The 23,114-nt window shown below is 70.3% G+C and carries 19 protein-coding genes; 16 read left to right on the forward strand and 3 right to left on the reverse strand.

What is annotated here, in order from left to right; all coding sequences use genetic code 11:
- The first annotated feature begins 161 nt into the window (after window positions 1–161).
- The 5 genes from eccCa (at window position 162) to ABD156_RS11045 (ending at window position 7,526) form a co-directional block, all read left to right on the forward strand.
- Window positions 162–4,181: a type VII secretion protein EccCa gene (eccCa, locus tag ABD156_RS11025; protein ID WP_344270259.1), complete on the forward strand. Its 4,020-nt coding sequence runs from the start codon at window positions 162–164 to the stop codon at window positions 4,179–4,181.
- Window positions 4,182–4,224: 43 nt separating this feature from the next.
- Window positions 4,225–6,240 carry a type VII secretion-associated protein gene (locus ABD156_RS11030; protein WP_344270262.1) on the forward strand — a complete coding sequence of 672 codons (2,016 nt, stop codon included), beginning with the start codon at window positions 4,225–4,227 and terminating at the stop codon, window positions 6,238–6,240.
- A 10-nt stretch (window positions 6,241–6,250) separates the two neighbouring features.
- The gene (locus ABD156_RS11035; protein WP_344270265.1) at window positions 6,251–6,610 is read left to right on the forward strand and encodes a hypothetical protein; all 360 of its coding nucleotides are present in this window, start codon (window positions 6,251–6,253) and stop codon (window positions 6,608–6,610) included.
- Between the two features lie 241 nt (window positions 6,611–6,851).
- Window positions 6,852–7,172, forward strand: a complete 321-nt coding sequence (locus ABD156_RS11040; protein ID WP_116202477.1) for a WXG100 family type VII secretion target — start codon at window positions 6,852–6,854, stop codon at window positions 7,170–7,172.
- Window positions 7,173–7,235: 63 nt separating this feature from the next.
- Window positions 7,236–7,526: a WXG100 family type VII secretion target gene (locus ABD156_RS11045; RefSeq protein ID WP_116202478.1), complete on the forward strand. Its 291-nt coding sequence runs from the start codon at window positions 7,236–7,238 to the stop codon at window positions 7,524–7,526.
- A 111-nt stretch (window positions 7,527–7,637) separates the two neighbouring features.
- On the opposite strand, the gene ABD156_RS11050 is transcribed toward ABD156_RS11045, so the two are convergent.
- Together ABD156_RS11050 and ABD156_RS11055 are read right to left on the reverse strand one after the other, a co-directional pair.
- Entirely contained in the window at window positions 7,638–8,315 is a 678-nt protein-coding gene (locus tag ABD156_RS11050) for a DUF4333 domain-containing protein (RefSeq protein ID WP_344270270.1), read from the reverse strand.
- Window positions 8,316–8,367: 52 nt separating this feature from the next.
- On the reverse strand, window positions 8,368–9,273 hold the full coding sequence (locus tag ABD156_RS11055) for a hypothetical protein (RefSeq protein WP_344270272.1): 906 nt from the start codon (window positions 9,271–9,273) through the stop codon (window positions 8,368–8,370).
- A gap of 254 nt (window positions 9,274–9,527) precedes the next feature.
- On the opposite strand from ABD156_RS11055, the gene rplM reads away from it, so the two are divergent.
- From rplM to ABD156_RS11085, 6 genes are all read left to right on the forward strand, one after another.
- A complete protein-coding gene (gene rplM, locus ABD156_RS11060; protein WP_009072361.1) occupies window positions 9,528–9,980 on the forward strand; it encodes a 50S ribosomal protein L13 in 453 nt (150 codons plus the stop codon).
- 11 nt (window positions 9,981–9,991) lie between these two features.
- Window positions 9,992–10,480, forward strand: coding sequence for a 30S ribosomal protein S9 (gene rpsI, locus ABD156_RS11065; RefSeq protein ID WP_037816243.1), 489 nt, complete (start codon window positions 9,992–9,994; stop codon window positions 10,478–10,480).
- Between the two features lie 205 nt (window positions 10,481–10,685).
- The gene (glmM, locus tag ABD156_RS11070; protein WP_344270279.1) at window positions 10,686–12,023 is read left to right on the forward strand and encodes a phosphoglucosamine mutase; all 1,338 of its coding nucleotides are present in this window, start codon (window positions 10,686–10,688) and stop codon (window positions 12,021–12,023) included.
- A gap of 130 nt (window positions 12,024–12,153) precedes the next feature.
- A complete protein-coding gene (locus ABD156_RS11075) occupies window positions 12,154–12,564 on the forward strand; it encodes a hypothetical protein (RefSeq protein WP_344270282.1) in 411 nt (136 codons plus the stop codon).
- A 27-nt stretch (window positions 12,565–12,591) separates the two neighbouring features.
- Window positions 12,592–12,909 carry a hypothetical protein gene (locus ABD156_RS11080; RefSeq protein WP_344270285.1) on the forward strand — a complete coding sequence of 106 codons (318 nt, stop codon included), beginning with the start codon at window positions 12,592–12,594 and terminating at the stop codon, window positions 12,907–12,909.
- Window positions 12,910–12,911: 2 nt separating this feature from the next.
- Entirely contained in the window at window positions 12,912–15,347 is a 2,436-nt protein-coding gene (locus tag ABD156_RS11085) for a hypothetical protein (RefSeq protein ID WP_344270288.1), read from the forward strand.
- Here ABD156_RS11085 and ABD156_RS11090 read toward each other — a convergent pair whose 3' ends face one another.
- On the reverse strand, window positions 15,348–16,184 hold the full coding sequence (locus ABD156_RS11090) for a dienelactone hydrolase family protein (RefSeq protein ID WP_344270291.1): 837 nt from the start codon (window positions 16,182–16,184) through the stop codon (window positions 15,348–15,350).
- Between the two features lie 194 nt (window positions 16,185–16,378).
- Between ABD156_RS11090 and glmS the strand changes: the two genes are divergently transcribed.
- Genes glmS through ABD156_RS11115 form a run of 5 tightly spaced genes read left to right on the forward strand, consistent with a single transcriptional unit; the run spans window position 16,379 to window position 23,103 of the window.
- Window positions 16,379–18,241 (forward strand): glutamine--fructose-6-phosphate transaminase (isomerizing), encoded by a 1,863-nt coding sequence (glmS, locus tag ABD156_RS11095; protein ID WP_344270294.1) that lies wholly within the window; start codon window positions 16,379–16,381, stop codon window positions 18,239–18,241.
- A gap of 17 nt (window positions 18,242–18,258) precedes the next feature.
- Entirely contained in the window at window positions 18,259–19,701 is a 1,443-nt protein-coding gene (locus tag ABD156_RS11100; protein WP_344270297.1) for an NAD(P)H-hydrate dehydratase, read from the forward strand.
- A 50-nt stretch (window positions 19,702–19,751) separates the two neighbouring features.
- Window positions 19,752–20,576: a DeoR/GlpR family DNA-binding transcription regulator gene (locus ABD156_RS11105; protein WP_344270299.1), complete on the forward strand. Its 825-nt coding sequence runs from the start codon at window positions 19,752–19,754 to the stop codon at window positions 20,574–20,576.
- Window positions 20,566–21,999, forward strand: a complete 1,434-nt coding sequence (gene xylB, locus ABD156_RS11110) for a xylulokinase (protein WP_344270301.1) — start codon at window positions 20,566–20,568, stop codon at window positions 21,997–21,999. The genes ABD156_RS11105 and xylB overlap by 11 nt, the downstream gene beginning before the upstream one ends.
- Before the next feature lie 3 nt (window positions 22,000–22,002).
- Window positions 22,003–23,103, forward strand: a complete 1,101-nt coding sequence (locus ABD156_RS11115; protein WP_344270304.1) for an ABC transporter ATP-binding protein — start codon at window positions 22,003–22,005, stop codon at window positions 23,101–23,103.
- The last annotated feature ends 11 nt before the right edge of the window (window positions 23,104–23,114 follow it).

Here is a 23,114-nt window from a genome sequence, read left to right on the forward strand (position 1 = left end):
CCTACACTCGGGCGCACTGGGAGGACGGGCCCCGCCGCGGGCCCGCGGAGGGGGTGCGAGATGCCGATCCGGGAGTTGGCCGGATTTCCGGGGCGACGTTCGATAGGTTGTCCCGCGCACCCGGGTGCAGGCGTCGAGCAGGAATAGAGGGGTCCTTCGAGATGAGCACGCTGCAGTTCAAGAAGTCGCCGCGGCTGGCCGCGCCGCGCCCGCCCGGCGGCGAGGTGCATCTCGAGCCGCCGCCCGAGGTGCCCCGCACGATCCCGGGAAGCATTGTCGCCAAGGCGATTCCGGGCGTGATGATCTTCGCGTCGCTCGGGATGATGGTTTTCATGTTCACGGCGGGCGGCGCGAAAAACCCGACCACGATCATGATGAGCGGCATGATGCTGATGGGCACCGTCGGCATGCTCGCGGGCGGCGGCGGCAAGGGCGGCGGCCAGAAGAAGGCCGAGATGGACGAGGACCGCAAGGACTACCTGCGGTACCTCGGCCAGATGCGCGACCGCGCCCGCGAGGCGATGGTCGACCAGCGCGCCGCCCTCGAATGGGTGCACCCGGACCCGCAGTCGCTGTGGTCGCTCGCGGCCAGCCGCCGGATGTGGGAGCGCAGGCAGAACGACCAGGACTTCCTGCACCTGCGCGTCGGCCGCAGCTCGCACCGCCTCGCCACCCGGCTGGTCCCGCCCCAGACCGGCCCGGTGGACGAACTGGAGCCGATCGCCACCCTCGCGCTGCGCCGGTTCGTGCGCGCGCATTCGATCGTGCCGGACCTGCCCACCCAGATCACCCTCCGCGGGTTCGCCGCGGTCAGCATGCAGGGCGAGCGGAGCCGCACCCGCGCGCTGACCCGCGCGATGCTGGCCCAGCTGGTCGCCTTCCACAGCCCGGACGACGTGATGATCGCGGTCGCCACCGCGGGCCGGGCGAAGGAGGAGTGGGAGTGGGCGAAGTGGCTCCCGCACACCCAGCACCCCACGCTGTCCGACGGCATCGGCCAGCTGCGCATGATGGCGGGCTCGCTCAAGCAGATCGAAGACTGGCTGGACGAGGAGCTGCGCGACCGGCAGCGGTTCTCCCGCAACGCGACGCCCGCCCCGGACCAGCCGCACGTCGTGATCATCGTGGACGACGCCGAGGTCACCCGCGAGGAGCAGATCATCCTCGAGGAGGGCCTGGTCGGCGTCACCCTGGTCGACCTTTCCGATTCGGTCGGCAACCTCGCCGCCCGGCGCGGCCTGCGGCTCGTGGTCGAGGAAGACCGGCTCGGCGCGCGCAGCGCGGGCGGCGTCGAGTGGTTCGGCCGCCCGGACTCGCTGTCGGTGGTCGAGGTCGAGGCGCTCGCCCGGCTCCTCGCGCCGTACCGCGTCGGCGGGGGCGGCGGGCAGGACGTCAGCGAGGAAGAGCCGCTGCTGTCCAACCCCTCGCTGCTGGAACTGCTCAGCATCCCCGGCGACCCGATGACGTTCGACGTCCAGCAGGCGTGGCGGCCCCGGCCGATCCGCGACCGCTACCGCGTCCCGTTCGGCGTCGGCGAGTACGGCCAGCCGGTGGAGCTGGACATCAAGGAAGCCGCGGCGGAGGGCATGGGCCCGCACGGCCTGTGCATCGGCGCGACCGGTTCCGGCAAGTCGGAGTTCCTCCGCACCCTGGTGCTGGGCATGCTGGCCACGCACTCGTCGAGCACGCTCAACTTCGTCCTCGTCGACTTCAAGGGCGGCGCGACGTTCCTGGGCCTGGACAAGGCACCGCACGTGTCCGCGGTCATCACCAACCTCGCGGACGAGGTCACGCTGGTCGACCGCATGAAGGACGCGCTGGCCGGCGAGATGAACCGCCGCCAGGAAGCGCTGAAGAACGGCGGCAACTTCAAGAACGTCTGGGAGTACGAGAAGGCCCGCGAAAACGGCGCCGACCTCGACCCGCTGCCCGCGCTGTTCATCGTCTGCGACGAGTTCTCCGAATTGCTGGCGGCGAAACCGGACTTCATCGACCTGTTCGTCGCGATCGGCCGACTGGGCCGGTCGCTGCAGATGCACATGCTGCTGGCGTCGCAGCGGCTGGAAGAGGGCAAGCTGCGCGGTCTCGACTCGCACCTGTCCTACCGGATCGGCCTCAAGACGTTCTCCGCGGCGGAATCCCGCGCGGCGATCGGCGTGCCGGACGCGTTCGAACTGCCGTCGGTCCCCGGCGGCGGTTACCTGAAGTACGACACCTCGACCCTGGTGCGGTTCAAGGCTTCTTACGTCTCGGGCCCGTACCGGCCCGCGGGCATCAAGGCGGCCGGCCCGGCCGCCACGGTGGTGCGCGCCGACAAGCGGCCGCAGCTGTTCGTGCCGGACTTCGTGGAGCTGCCGAAGGAACCCGAGCCGGAACCGGTCGTCGAGGAGCAGGAAGCACCGAAGAAGCCGGAGTCCGAAGAGGCCGTCGAGCCCAGCGAACTGGACGTCATCGTCAGCCGCTTGATCGGGCAGGGCCCGCCGGCGCACGAGGTGTGGCTGCCGCCGTTGAACGAGCCGAACTCGCTCGACACGATGCTGCCGAACCTCAACCCCACCGACGACCGCGGCCTGTCCCCGGTCGGGTTCTTCGGCAACGGCAGGCTGCAGGTGCCGATGGGCATCGTCGACCGGCCGTACGAGCAGCGGCGCGACTTCCTGTGGGCGGACTTCGCCGGTGCGCAGGGCCACGGCGTCATCGCGGGCGGCCCGCAGTCGGGCAAGTCGACCATGCTCCGGACGCTGATCATGTCGATGGCGCTCACCCACACCCCCGAGGAAGCGCAGTTCTACTGCCTCGACCTCGGTGGCGGTACCCTCGCCGGCCTCGCGGACCTTCCGCACGTCGGCGGGGTCGCGGTGGCCCGGCGCGAGCCGGACAAGGCCCGCCGGATCGTGGCCGAGCTGACCACGCTGCTGACCGAGCGCGAAGGCCGGTTCGGGGCGCTGGGCGTCGACTCGATGACGGAGTTCCGCAACCGGAAGCGCCGCGGCGAGATCACGCCGGAGCAGGACCCGTTCGGCGACGCGTTCCTGATCGTGGACAACTGGCGGGCGCTGCGCGACGACTTCGAGGAGCTGGAGACGTCGATCACCCGGCTGGCCACGCAGGGTCTCGCCTACGGCGTGCACGTCATCATCTCGGCGAACCGGTGGGCCGACCTCCGGCCGGCGATCAAGGACATGCTCGGCACGCGGTTCGAGCTGCGTCTGGGTGACCCGACGGAGTCCGAAATGGACCGCCGGATCGCGGTCAACGTGCCTGCCGGGCGGCCGGGCCGCGGTCTGACCCGCGACAAGCTGCACCTGCTCACCGGCCTGCCGCGGATCGACGGGTCGAGTGACCCGGAGACAGTCGCGGCGGGCGTCGCGGACGCGGTCGCGAAGATCCGCGGGGCGTGGCGTGGCCGGGTGGCCCCGCAGGTGCGCCTGCTGCCGGAGATGATCACCTACGAAGAGGTCCTGCAGATCGACCAGAAGCGGGACACGAAGCTGGTCCCGATCGGCGTCAACGAGGAAGACCTGCAGCCGATCTACCTGGACTTCGACGCGGACCCGCACTTCTTCGCGTTCGCCGACGGCGAGTCCGGCAAGACGAACCTGCTGCGGCAGATCGCGCGCGGCATCACCGAGCGCTACACGCCGCAGGAGGCCGTGATCCTGCTGGTCGACTACCGGCGCACGATGCTCGGGTTCCTCGAGGGCGATTCGCTGCTCGGCTACGCCGTTTCCTCGGCGCAGCTGGACAGCATGGTCCAGGACGTGCACGGGTCGATGACGCGGCGGCTGCCGGGTCCGGACGTCACCCAGGAACAGCTGAAGACCCGGTCCTGGTGGACCGGTCCGGAGCTGTTCGTGATCGTCGACGACTACGACCTGGTGGCGACGCAGTCCACGAACCCGCTCAAGCCGCTGTCGGAGTTCCTCGCCCAGGCGAAGGACGTCGGCCTGCACCTGATCGTGGTCCGGCGCACCGGTGGTGCGTCGCGGGCGGCGTACGACCCGGTCATCGGCAAGCTCAAGGAACTCGCCGCCACCGGCATGGTGATGAACGGTTCCCGCGACGAGGGCGTGCTGATCGGCAACATCCGGCCGAGCGCCATGCCGCCGGGCCGGGGCAACATGCTGAGCCGCAAGAACGGGAAGCAGCTCGTGCAGGTGTCGTGGATCCAGCCGGACTGACCGGCCGGGGAGGAGCCGGCGCGCCTGACCGAAGGGGTGCCCGGTGACGGTGCGGGTCGCGATCGACTTCGGGACCTCGAGCACCTGTGTCGTCGTGTCGGTCAACGGTCGCGAACCGCAGGTCGTGGTGATCGACGGGCAGCCGCTGATGTCCTCGGCGGTGTACGCGGCGTCCGACGGCACCCTGTTCGTCGGCCAGGAGGCCGAGCGGCAGGCGGCCGTCGACCCGTCGCGCTACGAGCCGAATCCGAAGCGGCGGATCGACGAGGGCGATCTGCTGCTCGGCGATTCGGTGCTGCGGGTCATCGACGTCGTGCACGCGGTGCTGGACCGGGCCGTCGCCGAGGCGCGGCGCGTCGCGGGCGACGCCGAGGTGGATCTGCTGGTGCTCACCCACCCGGCGGACTGGGGCGCGATCCGCACCCGGCTGCTGCGCCAGGCCGCGGGACGGCTGGCGCGCGAGGTGGCGCTGGTGCCGGAACCGGTGGCCGCGGCGGTGTACCACGCGGCCACCTTCGCCCCGGAAGCTTCGCCGGGCGGCCGGACGGTCGAGTTCTCCGGCCGTCCTGGCGACGCGCTGGCAGTGCTCGATCTCGGCGGCGGCACGGTCGATGTCAGCGTCGTCCAGCGGTCGCCGGAGGCCGCGCGCGCGGCGCGAGTGCCGGGCGCGCCTCCGCAGCGGGGCGGGTTCCAGGTGCTGGCCACGCGAGGCGACCCGAGTTTCGGCGGGGCCGACATCGACCAGGCGTTGCTGGAGCACGTCGGGTCGCTGGTGTCCGGCACGGATCCGCAGGCGTGGCAGCAGCTGGTCGAGGGTCGCGAGCTGGCTGAGCGCCGACGTCGGCGAGTGCTGCGCCAGGACGTTCGCGGCGCGAAAGAGACACTGTCCAGGCACACGTACACCGACGTCCCGTTGCCGCCGCCGTTCGCGGACGCGCACGTGACGCGAGTGGACCTGGAACGGCTGATCGGGGCTCCGCTCGGCCGGGTGGTCGAGCTGACCAGCGGCGCGATCGCCGACTCCGGCCTGCGTCCGAAGCAGCTCGCGGCGATCTTCCTCGTCGGCGGTTCGAGCCGGATCCCGATGATCTCCCGGCTGGTGCACGAGCGCACCGGCGTGGTGCCGACGAGCCTCGACCAGCCGGAGACGGTCGTCGCGCGCGGCGCGCTCCGGGCGGTGCTGCTGGAACCGGACCGCACCGGCGTGCTGCCCGGTTCGTCGATCCCGGGGCAGGCCGACCACCGCACCGAGATCGTCCGCGGGGACGCGCCGACCCGGCGGGTGCCGCCGGTGCCGAACGCGCTCAACGCGCCGCCGCGAAACGCTCCGGTGCCGCCTCGCGGGTTCTCGCCAGCCGATCCGGCGAGGGGGCCGCAAAGCGCGCCGTTCGGCGCCGTCGCGCCCCCGAGTCCACTGCGGACTGGGCCGGGCAAGAACGCGTTGGGACAGAACGGTTCCGGGAACGGGGCGTTCGGCGCTCCCGGCGCGGAGGCGGCGGGCGGCTCCGGCGGCAAAGCGAAGAAACGCCGCCGGCTGTGGCTGATCACCGCGGCGGTGGCGGTCGTGGCGCTGATCGCGGGCGGAATCGTGTACTTCGTCAGCCGCGGGGACAACTCCGAGCAAGGCCGCTCGTTCTCCCAATACGATTTCAGCCTCGTCGCGCCGAACGACTGGGTCCAAACCACCGACGAGGTCGCGGACCGGCAGGTGATCCTGCACCCGCAGGACGCCGAGCGGGGCAACGACCTCGTGCTCGCGCAGGAGTTCGTCATGGACTACGACGCGACGGCGGACCGGCAGAAACTCGTCGATGCTTTGCAATCCGGGGTGACGGGAAACGCGAACTACACTGCGTTCCGCTCCGATCTGACTTACGGTGGCCGGAGCGTGATCGGCTACGTCGAGAGCAAACCGGAACGGATTACCGTCCGCTGGTATGTGCTCGTGCAGGGCCGGATCCGGGTGCACGTCGGCTGCCAGTACCAATCGCCGGCGGTGCAGCAGCGCGTCGACGCCGCGTGCGAGCAGGTGGTGCGCACGTTGAAGATCACCAGCTGAAGGAGCACTCGTGGCCTCCGAACCGGAATCCGCGCCAGCGGCATTCACCCGAGCAGGCCAGGACGCAGTCACTTTCTCGCGCCGCGTCGCGGGCACCGCGCTCGCGCGCAGCGAACGGCGCCGCGGCGAAAACCGGGAACTGCTGAAAGAGTTCGGCAGGCGGCGGCTTTCCGGAGCCGCGGAGCCCGCCCCGTCCGCGTTGCGCGGGGCCGCCCGCCGGTTCCGCGCGGCCCGCGGATTGCCGATGCCGGTCGAACCCGCCGCTCCCGAGCCGGTTCCCGTTCGTCCCAAGATTTCGCCCGAACAGACACGGACGAGTGAAGAGGACGAGGACTTTTCGCAGTCGCGAATCATGAGCCGGGACTCCTGAAATATTCCAGGAACCGGCTGTGCGTGTGCTAACCACGCTGGTGGACAAGGTTTTTTCGGAAGCGCGCGGAGACCGTTCACCCGGCCGTTGCCGGGCGGTTCCCTGATCCGGCGTTCACGCAAGCAACTACTTGAGAAGAAGTCGCGACAAGTGTGAACCGAACTGGCAATGTCTTCGTCGTAGGTGCAGTGCCGGAAACACCAGCCGGCGCGCACAACCACTCACGAAGGGGGTAGCTCCCATGGCTGGCGGCTTCACTGGGGATCCGAAGGAATTCACTCAGGCTGAGGGGCGCGTTGTCGACGCGACCGGCCGGATGAACAAGAACCTGGGCGACCTGCGCTCCAACATCGAGGCGACCCGCGCGGGCTGGGAAGGCGACGCGCAGCGTGCCTTCGACAACGTCATGCGCCGCTTCGACGACTGCGGTCGTGGCCTCAACGACGCTCTGCACCGCATCGGCACCCTGCTTCAGGAAGGTGGCTCGATGTACGCCAAGAGCGAGGCGGCGCAGCACGAGCACATCAACTCGCTCAACAAGGGCTTCGGCGTTCTTGGCTGATCGGGAACTTCCCCGTTCGGATTCGCCTTCATTCTTCATTCATTCTTCTGACAGGAGCTTGACATGCCTGACGGCCGTATTGTTGTAGACCCGGGTACGATCCACCGCGCCGCGGAGGACTGCACCGCCACCGGTAGCGAGCTGAAGAGCCTCTTCGACAACCTGAAGAGCGACCTCAACCCGCTGACCCACAGCTGGAGCGGTGAAGCGAAGGACCAGTACATCCAGGCCCAGAACGAGTGGGACCAGAAGTTCGACGAGTTCACCCAGCTTCTGGCGCAGATCGCCGCCGTGCTGCCGCAGATCGCGGACGGCTACCAGGCGACGGACCGCTCGGTGCAGAACCTGTTCTGAGCCACGCTCCGAAACCACGGCGGGCCAGGCACCTTCGGGTGCCGGCCCGCCGTTTTCGTGTGCGGGAAACGCGGCAGGGCCGCGTGGCTCACCGACTTCTGCGGAGAAACCTCAGTGCGGGGCGCCGACGGAGTATTCCGGCTTGTCGTTGAGCACCCGCACGGTCACCTTCTTCGGCTGCCCGCCGACCTGCACCGTGCAGTCGAACGTGGTGCCGTTCTCGATCGTCCGCCCCGACGGGCACGCGACGTTCTTGACGTCCGGCTCGCCGTAGTTCTCGTTGAGCACCTTGGAAACGCCGTCCTGCAACGACTTCTGGTCCAAAGTGTCTCCGGAGAACACCCCGGTCGCCCACGAGATCCCGGCCGCGGCGGCCAGCGCCACGACGACCGCGCCGCCGATCAGGAACGGCTTCTTCGAGCGCGGTTTTCCTGGCTTGGCCGAGGAAAACGCGCCGAGGCCGCCGTACTCGGACGGCTGGAACCCGCCGCCGTAAGGGTTTCCGGACGGCGGCTGTCCCGGCTGGCCTTGCTGAACCGGAGTCGGCTGGCTCAGGGGCTGCCCAGGTCCGCCGTACGGCTGTGCCTGCTGGCCGTACGGCTGCGCCGGATAACCCTGCTGCGGATACTGCGCGGGCGGAAACTGGTGCTGCGCCGGAGGTTGCGCCCACTGGCCGCCTTGCCGGCCGGGACTGTCCACTTCGGACGGGTAACCCGGCTGCGGCGCGTTGGTCCCCGGCTGCCACCACTGCGGCTGCCCTTGCGGCTGCTGGTCGGGAGGCTGGGTCATCGGTGCTCACCTCGGGGTTCGATGGACGCGGGAGTCGGCGGGAGAGTGCGCATCAACGCCCCTGCAGTTCGCCGAGCCTGCGGTAGAAGTCCTGTTTGGCCGCGTCGTCCGCGAGCACGGTGACCTGCGAGGCGTCCGGGACCGTCGGCAGGTCCGAGGCGGTCGCCTCGCCGGTGAACTTGAAGTCGTAGCGCAGTTCGACCTTGTGCCCGTCGCCCTCGAACTTGGCCGCCATCGTGAACTCGGCGAGCGAACCGTCCGGCTTGAGCGTGATCGTGCTCGGCACGACGGCCTTGCGCAGTTCCGGGCCGACCTCGTTGACGACCTTGTCCGGGAGCAGTTCGACGCGCCGGTCGAGGAAGATCGAGAACGGCACGTTCACGGTCAGCTGCTCGGTGCCGTCCGCGGAGCTCTTCGCGCCGCGCAGCGCTTTCTTGTCCGCCTTGTACGAGCTGTCGACCGAGTCGCCCATCTTGCACGCGATCTGCACCCCGCCCCACGCGCACGGCTGCACGAGCCCGGCCTCCGGCTTGGGCATCGAGACCCACGGCGTCGGCGCGAGCGATTTGTAGGCCGGGCCGAGGTAGAGGTACTCGACGGTGCCGTCGGCCGGGGTGAACGAGTCGAGGAACTCGTTGGGGTTCTTCTGCGACCGGTTGTGCACGATGCGGCTCTCCGGGCTGCCGGTGCGCGCGGAGGTGACGATGTTGTGCAGGTACTTGTCGTCGAACTTGAAGTACCGGTCCGCCGAGTTCGTCACGTTGCGCGGGTCGACGATCGTGTCCCCGAGCTTCGCCATGGCCTTCTCGAACTTCGCGCCGACGTACGCGGCGGCCTGATCGCCGTCGGGCAGCGCGGTGCCGGCGCGGGCCTGCCCGCACGCGGTCGCGAGCGCCAGCACGGCGGCGACGGCCGCGGTCGTCCGTACGGCTGCGGCCGTCCTCGCTCGTGTCTTCAACTGCCGTCCCCAGGTGCTCGCTCGTGCTCGCGCGGATGCGCGAGCGAATCGTCTCACCTCGAGCGGACGCGCGCGGCGGCGTGGTGGTTCCGGGAACCGGTCGGGTAGGCTGTGAACCGGCCGACGAGGCGTCTTCGCACCCCCGCTGCACAACAGGCGGGACCACAGGGGTATCTTCATATGTCGTTGTGCGTTGCGGCGCGTCAGCGCTCGGCCCGCACATTACCCACACGCAATGACGACGAGGTAGACCCTTGCCCACGTACAGCCCCAAGCCCGGCGACGTCACTCGTGCCTGGCACGTGATCGACGCCGAGGATGTCGTGCTCGGACGGCTCGCGACCGAGGTCGCCACGCTGCTGCGCGGCAAGCACAAGCCGACCTACGCCCCGCACGTGGACACCGGTGACTTCGTCATCATCGTCAACGCCGAGAAGGTCGCTCTCACCGGTAACAAGCGCGAGCAGAAGTTCGCGTACCGGCACAGCGGTTACCCCGGCGGTCTGCGGAAGCGCTCCTTCGGCGAGCTGCTCGACACCAAGCCCGAGCACCTCGTGGAGAAGGTGGTCAAGGGCATGCTGCCGAAGAACAAGCTCGGCCGCGCCATGGCCAAGAAGCTGAAGGTGTACGCCGGCCCGCAGCACCCGCACGCCGCGCAGCAGCCGCAGGCGCGCGAGATCACCAAGATCGCGCAGGTCGCGCAGTGAGTGAGGAACAGTTGACCAGCACCGAGACCGAGGTCGTCGCTTCGACCGAGACCCCCGCCGAGGCCGTGGCGACCAGCGAGTCCGCCGCCGCCCCGCGCCCGTCGCGTGCCGCCGGTGGCAACGCGCAGACGGTCGGCCGCCGCAAGGAGGCCGTGGTCCGCGTCCGCGTCGTGCCGGGTACCGGTGAGTTCAAGCTCAACGGCAAGTCCCTTGAGCAGTACTTCCCGAACAAGGTGCACCAGCAGCTCATCAAGGAGCCGCTCGTCACCGTCGAGAAGCCGGACTCCTTCGACATCTTCGCCAACCTCAAGGGCGGCGGGATCTCGGGCCAGGCCGGCGCGCTGCGTCTCGCCATCGCCCGTGCGCTGGTCGAGGTCGACGCCGACGACCGCCCGGCCCTGAAGAAGGCCGGCTTCCTGACCCGTGACGCGCGCGCCACGGAGCGGAAGAAGTACGGCCTCAAGAAGGCCCGTAAGGCCCCGCAGTACTCCAAGCGCTGATTTTCAGCACTCTGGCGCAACCCCGGAAGCGCCCATCCGTCCATCGGATGGGCGCTTCCGGCGTTTTCCGGGCCTGGTGATGCGTTCTTCGCCACTGGCACGACTGTCTTGGGGTAGGGCAGGGGATCACCCTTGCCGGGCCCGGCGCTAAATTGTCGAGGCCCGGCGCGCCCCGAGGCCGGTGAATCAAGACAAGGAGGTCGAGATGGCTCGACTGTTCGGCACCGACGGGGTACGCGGTCTGGCCAATGCCGACCTGTCCCCGGAACTGGCCCTGTCGGTCGCGGCGAGCGCCGCCCGAGTGCTGGCGGCGCACGACCGTTCGCACCGCCCGGTGGCCGTGGTCGGCCGCGACCCGCGCGCCAGCGGCGAGATGCTGGAGGCCGCCGTGGTGGCGGGCCTCGCCTCGGCCGGTGCGGACGTCCTGCGGCTCGGCGTGCTCCCGACCCCCGCTGTCGCCTACCTCGTGGGCGCGCTCGACGCGGACCTCGGCGTGATGATCTCCGCCTCGCACAACCCCATGCCGGACAACGGCATCAAGCTCTTCGCCGCCGGCGGGCACAAACTGCCGGACAGCATCGAGGACGAGATCGAATCCGGCCTCGACGCGACCGGCGTCACCCGCCCGACCGGCGACGGCGTCGGCCGCGTGACCGACGTCCCGGACGCGCTCGACAAGTACATCGAGCACCTGCTCGCCGCGACGCCGCATCCGCTGACCGGCCTGAAGGTCGTGGTGGACTGCGCGAACGGCGCGTCGTCCGCGGCCGCGCCCGAGGCGTACCGCCGGGCCGGTGCTGAGGTCGTGGCCCTGCACGCGGAGCCGGACGGCCTCAACATCAACGACAGCTGTGGCTCGAACCACCCCGATCTGCTGCGCGCGGCAGTCGTCGAACACGGTGCCGACCTCGGCATCGGCCACGACGGAGACGCGGACCGCTGCGTGGCCGTCGACGCCGCCGGCGAACTGGTGGACGGCGACCAGATCATGGCGGTCCTGGCGCTGGCGCTGGCCGAAGAGGGCGCGCTGGTGAAGGACACCCTGGTCGCGACCGTGATGAGCAACCTCGGCCTGCACCTGGCGATGAAGGCACACGGCATCACGGTCGTCACGACTGCGGTGGGTGACCGCTACGTGCTGGAGGAACTGCGCGCGTCCGGCCTGGCCCTCGGCGGCGAACAGTCCGGCCACGTAGTCCTCCCCGCCCACGCCACCACCGGCGACGGCCTGCTCACGGCGATGCGCCTGATGGCCCGGATGGCCGCGACGGGCAAACCGCTGGCAGAACTGTCCGCGGTGATGAACCGGCTGCCGCAGGTGCTGGTCAACGTCCCGGTGGCGGACAAGGCAGCGGTGGCCGGGTCCGCCGAAGTCCGCGACGCGGTGGGCGAGGTCGAAGCCGAACTCGGCGAGGAAGGGCGGGTCCTGCTGCGCCCGTCCGGAACCGAGCAGCTGGTGCGGGTGATGGTGGAAGCCCCCGCCCACGACACGGCCCAGGCCGCGGCGGACCGGCTGGCTGGGGTCGTGTCCGCGGTCTCCTGACCGAAATATGGTGAATACTCTGCGCCACCAGTGATCCGGCAGGTACATTCCGCAATGCGGGATCAACCGGGGAGGGGCGATGTACGACCAGAGTGAGGTGCCTCCGCATTTCGCCAGAAGCCTGGCGGCAATGGAAGAGGTGCGCGCGCAGTACAGCGCCGATCACGAGCGGGCGATCGCCGACGACGAGGCCAGGCAGGCCGCGTTCGCGAAGCTTCTCGATGAACACCGCGCTCAGGACGCACAGTCGCAGGCCGACCGCGAGGCCGCGATCGCCGCTGCCGCCGCCGAGGGAACCGAGGACGACCGGGCCGCGTCGGAAGAGGCAGAACGGACAGCCCAGCGGGTTGCCAAACAGGTTGCCGAGGATGACGCGACCGCCGCGATGTTCCGGGTTGAGGACGACGGCGAACCGGCCGCGCCGGCACCACCGGCGCCGGCCGCTCCGCCGGCGGCGTCTCCTCCGCCCGCTTCGGCGGCCCGGCACCGGGCATGGGAGGACGACGACTTCTCGGCCACCAACTGGATCGACGCAGAGTAGCCGCGGGCGCGAGGGGAGAGGGCGACGATGGCGAAATTCCACATTGAGCCGGACCAGGTCAAAAAGGTGGCGAACGACGTCTCCACGATGAGCACCTCGTTCAAGGAGATCAAGACTTACACCGCGCAGTCCCAGTTGGCGGCGGCGCATTTCGGCAAGATCCCCGGCTTGTCCGAGGCGGCGGGAGCCTACGTCGCGAAGATGCAGGCACTCGGCGATTCCGCCGCGAAAGGCAGTACTTTCCTCGGCGGTTTCGCGGAACGGCTCAACACCTCGGTGACCCTGCACAGCGAGAACGAGCAAGAGAACGCCTGGGGCGTCACGAACGCCGGCAAGGGAGCCTGACCGTGACTCCTCCGGCGGACCAGGGCACTGGTCGTCTCGGCGACACGATCATCGCCCCGCTGCAGCCTCCCGCGGACGTCCATCTCGACGACACGTCCGACAACATTCTCAAGCCGCTGGCCGGTTTCCGGGAAAAGATGACCGGGAAACTCGTGCAGCCGTACACGCGGTGGACGCAGCATCCGTCGCGGAACCTCGGGCTGCGGTTCGCCCCGCCCTACGGCCAGGGGGACGAAGAGAACCGGATGCTGAACGAACTCGGCGGGTTCGGATTCGGCTACCTCTGGGGCGCGCAGGGACGCGCGGCGAACCTGGGCAAGGCGGCGAAGGCCGCGCAGGACGACACCGCTCAGGTCAAGCAGGGCCTTACCGCTGCTTGGCAGGGCAAGGCCGCCGATTCGGCCGCCGAAAAGCTGGACGATTTCAGCAAGGCTTCCGGCGAATACCTCGGCACGGTCAACGGTTTCAGTCAGCTGCTTCATCAGTTGTGGCAGACGGTCCGCAAGCCGATCCTCGATTTGGGACAGGTGCCCGAAAACGGCGGACAGGCGCCCAAGAAATTCCTGGACGCGCACAAGCCCGAGGACACCGACGGGCTGCTGATGTTCATGGACCGGCTCGACGAAGCGATCAAATGGGGCCGGGACAACGGCGACGGCATCGAACTCTCCAGCCTTTGGGGCAATGCGCGGTCCGGCTCGGAGGTCGCGCGGAGTCAGGAGTACGGGACCGGACCTATTGCGCCCCAGGACATTCGCGGCATGTCCGTCGACCTGGACACCGATTACAACTCCAAGTGGTCCGACATGTTCTGCCGTCAGATGGACGAGTACTGCCAGCAGTACTCGGACGCGATGGACGCCTACCGGCAGTACATCCGCAACGCGCACACCGCGGCGACGAACGGGCTGCGCGCGTTCTCCGACGGCCTGAACGTGCCGACAGATCCGTTCGGCCGTCTGCAACTCGGCGCCGACAGCGGCAGCGGCGGGCACGACAAGGGCTCGTCCGGCCGGAACGACGGCGGCGGCGGAGACAGCAAGCCGCCGTCCAGCGGTGGCGGGGGCGATACGAAGCCGCAGCAGGCCACGGTTCCTCCGCAGGTCGGTCCGACCCCCGCGCAGCCGCAGACGCCGCCCGCGCAGCCGGATCCGAACCAGAATCCGGTTACGCACAAGCCGCTCGAGGTGGATCCGTCCACCGGGCAGCCGTATCCGATCGACCCGCGCACCGGAGAAGCGGTCAAGACCGAGCACGAAGCGCCGGACACCGTGACGGTCCAGCACGGCGAGCACAAGATCACCATGTCGGAGCCGGACGACCACGGGAAGATGGCGGTCTCGATCGGCGACGGGACCGGGCACGACAAGGCGTACCAGCTCGATTTCGGCGACCAGGCCGACAAAGCTGACAAGGCCCCCGGAACGGGCGCTGGCGCGGCGCAAGGAGACCCGGCGGCTCGTCCGCACGACGGTTCGGCACAGCCCGCGCACGACGGCCAGGACACCGCGGCGAAGCCGCACGACGCTCCCGGCGGCCCGATCCACAAGCAGCCGGACGGCACTGCGCCGACGACGGACCCGAACCAGGTGCACCGCCCTGGCCCGGACGGGAAGATCCACATCGAGGACGGCAACCTCAAGATCACGGCCGAGCGCCCGAGCGGGCCGGACGGTCCGACCGTGGTGACGGTGGACGACGGATCCGGCGAGCCGACGAAATACACGCTCGACGACCACGGAAAGATCGACCCGGCCACCGGCCGGCCGGTCGACGGGTTGACCGCTCAGCAGCACGGCGGCGGTGCCGGGAGCCCGGCAGCGCCTGCCGGCGAACTGCCCGCGGAGCACCTTCGCGAAGGCCGGCAGGTCGTGGCGGACGCTGGCGCGGCCGCTGCCGGACATGGCGAGCCCGTGAGCGCGCAAGCTGCCGCGACGCAGGACCACTCGGCGACCGGGCAGGCAGCGGCCGCCGACGGGCATGAGCAACCCGCTGGAGAGCAACCGGGTCGCCAGCACGCCCAGCCGGTCGCCGCGGAGGCGGACGCGACCCCGGCACACGGCATCCCCGCGCAGAACGGCCCGGACGACTCAACCACGGCGCAGTCCGTGCTGGACCCGTTCAGCAGCGACCCCGGGCTGGGCCACGTCGCCGCTGACCCGGGCCTCGGGGATTCGGCGGTTCCGGCCGGATGGCAGCAGGACGAACCAGCGCACCCGTCCGAACTCGGCACCGCGCCGACCACCACCGATCAGCAGCACGGCCAGCAGATGGGCATGATGGGCAGCCCGATGATGGGCGGCGGCGGACAAAACAACTCCGGTGACCAGGAACGCGGCACCAGCGGCTACCGGGTCGACGGCGGACTGTTCGGCACCGCGCCGGGCGGCAGCCGGATCAGCGGATCGCTCGCCGAGGAAGACGAAGGGCGGCGCTGATCAGGCAGCCGGTTCCTCATCCTCCGGAACCTCGATCGGCGCGCGCTTCACATCCGCGTCCAGCAGCGGCAGGTACTTGTCCGTACCCGTCAAATGCGTGAGAAAGAACGCCGTGAACAGCGCCTTCGTCAGTTGCTGAGTCGCCCGCTGCGGCTTGCCCTGCAGCAGCAACTGGCTCCAGTGCCGCCCCTCCGTCACCGCCAGGTGCGAAGACTTCGCCAGCGTCCGCAGCTGCACCGGGCCGCCCCACGCCTGGGCGATCGCGTCCGCATGGCCGACCGCCGGGGCCACCAGATCGCCGTCCACCGCCAGGTGCAGGCCGGGGGCGCTGATTACCTTCGCGGCGTCCGTCGCGGGCGGGAACGTCTGTGCCGCGGCCACTGTCGCCACCGCGCGGACCTTCGGGCGGGCCTCGTCGCCCGCGCCGGCGGACTGGGCGGCTGCCAGCACCGCTGAACCGCCGCCGGTGGAGTGGCCGGCCAGGCCCAGTTTCCGCGGGTCGACGCTGATGCCGTCCGGGCCTAGGCGGACCGTGGTGATGACGTCGAGCGTCGTCAGCAGGTCGCCGGCCAGCAGGCGGTGCGACGGGAGCGGGCCGAGCTGGGTCGCGGGGGCCGCGGCGACTACGCCCCAGCTCGCGAGGTGGTGGAGCAACTGCCGGTAGCGGGTGGCCGGCTGCATCCAGCCGTGCCCGAACGCGATGGCGGGCAGGCCAAGGCCTTGGCGCGGGGTGAACACGACGCCGGGCAGTCCGACCAGGGCGAGGTTGCCGCGCAAAACCTCGTGGGGTCCCGGGTGGGACAGCTCCGTGAGCAGCTGCTTGGGCTTGCTGGCCATGCGCGTGACCTTACTGCCCGTGCCCCGCACCGGCCCGGTGCGCCACCCCGATCGGTTTAGGGGTCCGCCGCCACAGTGCGCGAAGACCCGGTCAACGATTGTCCGGGAGGTCGCTCGCCCAGCTCAGCGGCACTGAAAACCCCGCTCTAGGGACCGGAGTAGGGGACTGGACTTGTCTCGTTACGCTAGTTCGCGTGTGTGGAATCGTGGGATACGTCGGACACCGCCCGGCTCTGGACGTCGTGCTCGGTGGGCTCCGCCGCATGGAATACCGGGGCTACGACTCGGCTGGCGTGGCGGTGCTGGACGGCGCCGGCGCGCTGACAGTCGAGCGCAAGGCCGGCCGTCTGGCCAATCTGGAAGCCCGGCTCGACGAGGTCGGCCGCGACGCGTTCGCGGGCACCGCGGGCATGGGGCACACCCGCTGGGCCACGCACGGGGCCCCGATCGACCGCAACTCGCATCCGCACCGGGACACCACCGGTCGCGTCGCGGTGGTGCACAACGGGATCATCGAGAACTTCGCCGCGTTGCGCGCCGAGCTCGAGGCCGCGGGCATCGAGATGGCCAGCGACACCGACACCGAGACCGCCGCGCACCTGGTTTCCCTCGCCTACTCCGAGGGCGACACCAAGGGCGACCTGCCGGCCAGCGTCGCCGCGGTGTGCCGCCGGCTGGAGGGCGCGTTCACGCTCGTCGTGACGCACGCGGACGAGCCGGACACGATCGTCGCCGCGCGCCGGTCGTCGCCGCTGGTGGTCGGGGTCGGCGAGGGCGAGCACTTCGTCGCTTCCGACGTCGCCGCGTTCATCGAGCACACCCGCGAGGCCGTCGAGCTGGGCCAGGACCAGCTGGTCGTCATCACCCGCGACGGCTACGAGGTCACCGACTTCCACGGCGACGCCGCGCAGGCCAAGCCGTTCACCGTCGACTGGGACCTGTCGGCCGCGGAAAAGGGCGGCCACGAGTACTTCATGCTCAAGGAGATCGAGGAGCAGCCGGAGGCGCTGGCGAACACGCTGCGCGGGCACTTCGAGGCCGGCCGGATCATCCTCGACGAGCAGCGCATCTCGGATCAGGACCTGCGCGACGTCGACAAGGTTTTCGTCATCGCCTGCGGTTCGGCGTATCACTCCGGCCTCGTCGCGAAGTACGCCATCGAGCACTGGTGCCGGCTGCCGGTCGAGGTGGAGCTGGCCTCGGAGTTCCGCTACCGCGACCCGGTCCTCGACCGCGACACGCTCGTCGTCGCCGTCTCCCAGTCCGGCGAGACCGCGGACACCCTCGAAGCCGTGCGGCACGCGCGCGAGCAGAAGGCGCGCGTCCTGGCGGTCTGCAACACCAACGGCGCGCAGATCCCGCGCGAGTCCGACGCGGTGCTGTACACGCACGCCGGGCCGGAGATCGGGGTCGCGTCGACCAAGGCGTTCCTCGCGCAGATCGCCGCGAACTACCTCGTCGGCCTCGCGCTGGCGCAGGCGCGCGGCACGAAGTACCCGGACGAGGTCGCCCGCGAGTTCGCCGAGCTGGAAGCCATGCCCGCCGCGGTGCAGAAGGTGCTGTCCACTGTGGAGCAGACGCGCGAGATCGCGCGGCGGATCTCCGACTCGCGCGCGGTGCTGTTCCTCGGCCGCCACGTCGGGTTCCCGGTGGCGCTGGAAGGCGCGCTGAAGCTGAAGGAACTCGCGTACATGCACGCCGAGGGCTTCGCGGCGGGCGAGCTGAAGCACGGTCCGATCGCGCTGATCGAAGAGGGCCTGCCGGTCGTCGTCGTGATGCCGTCGCCGAAGGGCCGCGCGGTGCTGCACTCGAAGCTGGTGTCGAACATCAGCGAGATCCAGGCGCGGGGCGCGCGCACGATCGTGATCGCCGAGGAGGGCGACGAGACCGTGCGCCCGTTCGCCGACGAGCTCATCGAGGTGCCCGCGGTGCCGACGCTGCTGCAGCCGCTGGTGTCCACCGTTCCGCTGCAGGTGCTGGCCGCGGAGATCGCCAGTTCGCGCGGGTACGATATCGACAAGCCGCGTAACCTGGCGAAGTCCGTCACCGTCGAGTAAGACCGGAGGCCGTCGCCGTGCAAGGAATCTGGACTACAGAACGGATTCGCGCGGCGGAGGACCTGCTGCTCGCGCGCACGTCGGACGGCGAGCTGATGCGCCGGGCCTCCTTCGGCCTCGCCGCCGAGGTGGCCGGGTTGCTGGCCGAGGACACCGGCGGCGTCGCCGGGCGACGGGTCGTGCTGCTGGTCGGCTCGGGCAACAACGGCGGCGATGCCTTGTGGGCCGGCGCTTTCCTGCGTCGGCGTGGGGTCGCGGTGGCCGCGGTACTGCTGAAGCCGGAGAAGGCGCATCCGGCCGGATTGGCCGCGCTGCGCCGATCTGGCGGACGCGTGGTGTCCATTGCGGACAGTCCACAGTGGATCAAGCGGGCGGACGTCGTCGTGGACGGCATCGTCGGCATTTCCGCCCGAGGCCCGCTGCGCCCCGACGCCGCCGAGCTGGTCGCGCAGATCGAAGCGCCGGTAGTAGCGGTGGATTTGCCAAGCGGCGTTGACCCCGACACTGGTGCGGTCGACGGTCCACATGTCACTGCCGCACGCACGGTGACGTTCGGCGCGCTGAAGCCCGTGCACGTGCTGGCCCCAGAGGAATGCGGCGAAGTCGTGCTGGTGGACATCGGCCTGCGGCCCTGGCTGGACGAGCCGGATCTGCAGCGCCTGGACCTCGCCGACGTCGCCGAGGCGTGGCCGATTCCCGGCCCGGAGGACGACAAGTACACCCAAGGCGTCGTCGGCATCGCTGCCGGATCGGCGACGTACCCAGGCGCGGCGGTGCTCGCGTCCGGCTCCGCGGTCCGCGCGACGGCGGGCATGGTCCGCTACGCCGGACACGCGGCGGACGTCGTGCGCTCTCGCTGGCCGGAGATCGTCGCGACCGGCTCGGTCGCCGACGCGGGTCGGGTGCAGGCGTGGGTGGTCGGCCCGGGCATCGGCACCGGCGGGGAAGGCCGGGAAATCCTGCGGCACATCCTCGGCCAGGGCGTCCCGGTGTGCGCGGACGCCGACGCCACCACGCTCATCGCGCACAGCCCCGAAGTCCTCGACGCCCGCGACCCGGACACTCCGCTCGTGCTCACCCCGCACGCCGGCGAGTACGAGCGCCTGATGGGCCGCCGCCCTGGCGCGGATCGAGTCGCGGCCGCGCGGGAGGCGGCGAAGAAGTACGACGCCGTCGTGCTGCTGAAAGGCCACTGCACAGTCGTCGCCGCTCCGGACGGCCGCGTCGCCGTGAACACCCCGCGCGGTTCGTGGCTGGCGACCGCTGGCTCCGGTGATGTGCTGACTGGCCTCGTTGGCTCTCTGCTGGCCGCGCGGCTCGACCCATGGCTGGCCGCCGCTGCTGCTGCGCAGGTGCATTCGCTAGCAGGCGCGCTTGCCGCGGAGGAGGTGCCGACGTCGGCGTCCGGTCTGGTCGACGCCATCCCGGCTGCGCTCCGATTGGTCCGCGCGACCGCATAGTTATCGAGTTACGTGTTAACTCGGCTCGCGATATCTGGTAAGAACAAGATGTGAGTCGAGACACGCCAGGACGGCCGAAGACGCGCCCGTCCGACGCCGCGGTGGAGCAGCGGCGCCACGAGATCCTCGACTACGTCATTGACCAGGGCGAAGTCCGGATCGACGACCTCACCGCCCGGTTCGGCGTGAGCCTCATGACGATGCACCGCGACCTCGACGACCTCGCCGACAAGCGGCTGCTGCGGAAGCTGCGCGGCAAGGTCGAGGCGTATCCGGCGCTCACCATGGAGACCGCCAGCCGGTTCACGTTGCACTCGGCCGAGAAGGAAGCCCTCGCCGACCTCGCGATTCAGCAGGTCGAGCCCGGCCAGACCGTGTTCGTGGACGACTCCACCACGCTGTTCCCGCTGGTCGAGCGGCTGGCCCAGCTCGAACGCCTCACCGTGATCACCAACTCGCTGCAGGCCGCGCGGTTGTTGGGCACCGGCGTCGACGTGGTCCTGGCCGGCGGGCATTACGACCCCGAGTACGACTCCTGCTCCGGCCCCGACGTGCTCGCGTTGCTCGAGCGCATTCGCGTGGACATCGCGTTCGTCTCGGTGAGCGCGGTCGCGGTGGGCAGGCTGTTCCACCCGGTCCGCGACTATGCCGAGCTGAAGAAGGCCGTGCTGCGCGCCGCGAACCGCAACGTGCTGGTGCTCGACCATTCGAAGTTCGGCCGCACCGCGACGTACGCGCACGGCACCGTCGGCGATTACGACCTCCTGATCACCAGCGAAGCCACTCCGACCGAGGAGATCGAGGCCGCGTTGAACGAGGGAACGGCGGTCGAGGCCGCGGAGTACGTCGAGGAGGGGCAGCCTTATGACAGCTGAGCTGGTGGCCGGGGTCGATTCGTCGACGCAGTCGACCAAGGTCGTGGTCTGCGACGCGCGCACGGGCGAGATCGTGCGCACCGGTCGCGCACCGCACCCGGACGGCACCGAGGTCGACCCCGCAGCGTGGGCGCAAGCGTTTGCGGACGCCACTCGCGACGTCCTCGACGGGGTGAAGGCCATCGGCGTCGGCGGTCAGCAGCACGGCATGGTCACGCTCGACGAGGCGGGCGAGGTAGTCCGTCCGGCGTTGTTGTGGAACGACACCCGCTCCGCGCAGGCGGCGAAAGACCTGACCGACGAGCTGGGCGGACCCGGCGTGTGGGCGAAGTCGGTCGGGCTGGTCCCGGTCGCCAGCTTCACCGTCACCAAGCTCCGCTGGCTCGCCGAGCATGAACCGGAGAACGCCGACCGCGTCGCCCGCGTCCTGCTGCCGCACGACTGGCTCACCTGGCGGTTGCTCGGCCGTCCGGAAACCGCGGTGACCGATCGCGGCGACGCCTCCGGCACCGGCTATTTCTCGCCGACGGACAACACTTATCGCCCGGACGTCCTCGCGCACGCGTTCGGCGGCCGCACCCCGGATCTGCCGACGGTGCTCGGCCCGTCCGACGTCGCCGGGCACACCAGCGACGGCATGCTCGTCTCCGCGGGCACCGGTGACAACATGGCCGCCGCGCTCGCTCTCGGGCTGGCTCCGGGCGACGCGGTGATCTCGATCGGCACCAGCGGCACGGTTTTCGGCGTCACCGAGACCGGCGCGGCCGACGCGAGCGGCCTGGTCGCCGGATTCGCCGACGCCACCGGACGCTTCCTCCCGCTGACCGCCGCCCTCAACGCCGCCCGCGTGCTCACCGCGGGCGCGGCGATGCTGGGGGTCGACCTCGCCGAGTTCGACCGGCTCGCGCTGGCCGCCGAACCGGGCGCGGGCGGGCTCACGCTGCTGCCGTACCTCGACGGCGAGCGCACCCCGAACCTGCCCGGCGCGACCGGTTCGCTGCACGGTCTGACCAGGGCGAACATGACGCCGGAGAACGTCGCGCGGGCGACTGTCGAGGGCATGGTCTGCGGGTTGGCCGCCGGGCTCGACGCGGTGCGCGCGCAGGGCATGGCCGTGCAGCGCGTGCTGCTGATCGGCGGCGGCGCGCAGTCCGCCGCGGTGCGGGCGATCGCGCCGATCGTGCTCGGCCTGCCCGTGGTGATTCCCGAGGTCGGCGAGTACGTCGCGCAGGGCGCCGCTCGACAGGCCGCCTGGGCGCTCGCCGGCGCCGCCGAACCGCCCGTGTGGCACGGGACCGAAAGCCAGCTCGTCCTGGACGAGCCGACCGGGGCGCTGCGCGCCGCCGGCATCGAGATCCAGCAACGCCACCTCGAGGCGCGCGAGGCCGCGCACGGGGTTTCCGCGAAATTGGGAGAGGACTGACCGATGGCCAGCATCACCTACGACAAGGCGACCCGGCGCTACTCCGGGACCGAGCGTCCCGCCGTCGACGCGCTGGACCTGGAAATCGCCGACGGCGAGTTCCTCGTGCTGGTCGGGCCCTCGGGTTCGGGCAAGTCCACCGCGCTGCGGATGCTCGCGGGCCTGGAGGACATCGACGAGGGCGCGGTCTGGATCGGCGACCGCGACGTCACGCAGCTGCCGCCGCGTTCGCGCGACATCGCGATGGTGTTCCAGAACTACGCGCTGTACCCGCACATGACGGTCGCGCAGAACATGGGCTTCGCGCTGAAGATCGCCGGGCGGCCGGCTTCGGAGATCAAGCAGAAGGTGCTCGACGCGGCGAAGCTGCTGGACATCGAGCAGTACCTGGACCGCAAGCCGAAGGCGCTGTCGGGCGGTCAGCGCCAGCGCGTCGCGATGGGCCGCGCCATCGTGCGTGAGCCGCAGGTGTTCCTCATGGACGAGCCGCTGTCGAACCTCGACGCGAAGTTGCGTGTCTCGACCCGTACGCAGATCGCCGCGCTGCAGCGCCGGCTCGGCGTCACCACCGTGTACGTGACCCACGACCAGGTCGAGGCCATGACGATGGGTGACCGCGTCGCGGTGCTGTCGGACGGTTTGCTGCAGCAGTGCGACACCCCGCGCGCGCTGTACGACCGGCCCGCAAACGTTTTCGTCGCGGGCTTTATCGGCTCCCCGGCGATGAACCTGGTCGCCGCGAAGCTCACCGCGGACGGCGCCGAGGTCGGTGGCGTGCAGGTGCCGCTCAAGCCCGAGGTCCGGTCCGCGGCCGACGGCGACACGGTCACCATCGGCTTCCGTCCGGAGTCGCTGGAAGCCACCACCGACACCGACGGCACGCTGCCGATCAAGGTCGAGCTGGTCGAGGAGCTGGGCTCGGACGCTTACGTCTACGGCAAGCTCGGCGCCGGCGTCGAGGAGTCCACGGAGGGTGCGTCACGCAACGTGGTCGCGCGCGTCGACCCGCGTACGCCGCCGCGCATGGGTGACACCCTGCACCTGCGGATCCGCCCGGACGAGCTGCACGTCTTCTCCGGGACTTCCGGGCAGCGTCTCTCCTGAGCCGATGGCGT

Origin of the sequence: Amycolatopsis albidoflavus (assembly GCF_039525725.1) — a bacterium.
GTDB classification, from domain to species: domain Bacteria; phylum Actinomycetota; class Actinomycetes; order Mycobacteriales; family Pseudonocardiaceae; genus Amycolatopsis; species Amycolatopsis albidoflava.

Bases quoted from the DNA above. Each gene is read 5' to 3' on its own strand.
- eccCa (WP_344270259.1), top strand. From the start codon at position 162: ATGAGCACGCTGCAGTTCAAGAAGTCGCCGCGGCTGGCCGCGCCGCGC.
- ABD156_RS11045 (WP_116202478.1), top strand. From the start codon at position 7,236: ATGCCTGACGGCCGTATTGTTGTAGACCCGGGTACGATCCACCGCGCC.
- xylB (WP_344270301.1), top strand. From the start codon at position 20,566: ATGACAGCTGAGCTGGTGGCCGGGGTCGATTCGTCGACGCAGTCGACC.
- ABD156_RS11040 (WP_116202477.1), top strand. From the start codon at position 6,852: ATGGCTGGCGGCTTCACTGGGGATCCGAAGGAATTCACTCAGGCTGAG.
- ABD156_RS11075 (WP_344270282.1), top strand. From the start codon at position 12,154: ATGGAAGAGGTGCGCGCGCAGTACAGCGCCGATCACGAGCGGGCGATC.
- ABD156_RS11115 (WP_344270304.1), top strand. From the start codon at position 22,003: ATGGCCAGCATCACCTACGACAAGGCGACCCGGCGCTACTCCGGGACC.
- glmM (WP_344270279.1), top strand. From the start codon at position 10,686: ATGGCTCGACTGTTCGGCACCGACGGGGTACGCGGTCTGGCCAATGCC.
- ABD156_RS11080 (WP_344270285.1), top strand. From the start codon at position 12,592: ATGGCGAAATTCCACATTGAGCCGGACCAGGTCAAAAAGGTGGCGAAC.
- ABD156_RS11050 (WP_344270270.1), bottom strand. From the start codon at position 8,315: ATGACCCAGCCTCCCGACCAGCAGCCGCAAGGGCAGCCGCAGTGGTGG.
- ABD156_RS11090 (WP_344270291.1), bottom strand. From the start codon at position 16,184: ATGGCCAGCAAGCCCAAGCAGCTGCTCACGGAGCTGTCCCACCCGGGA.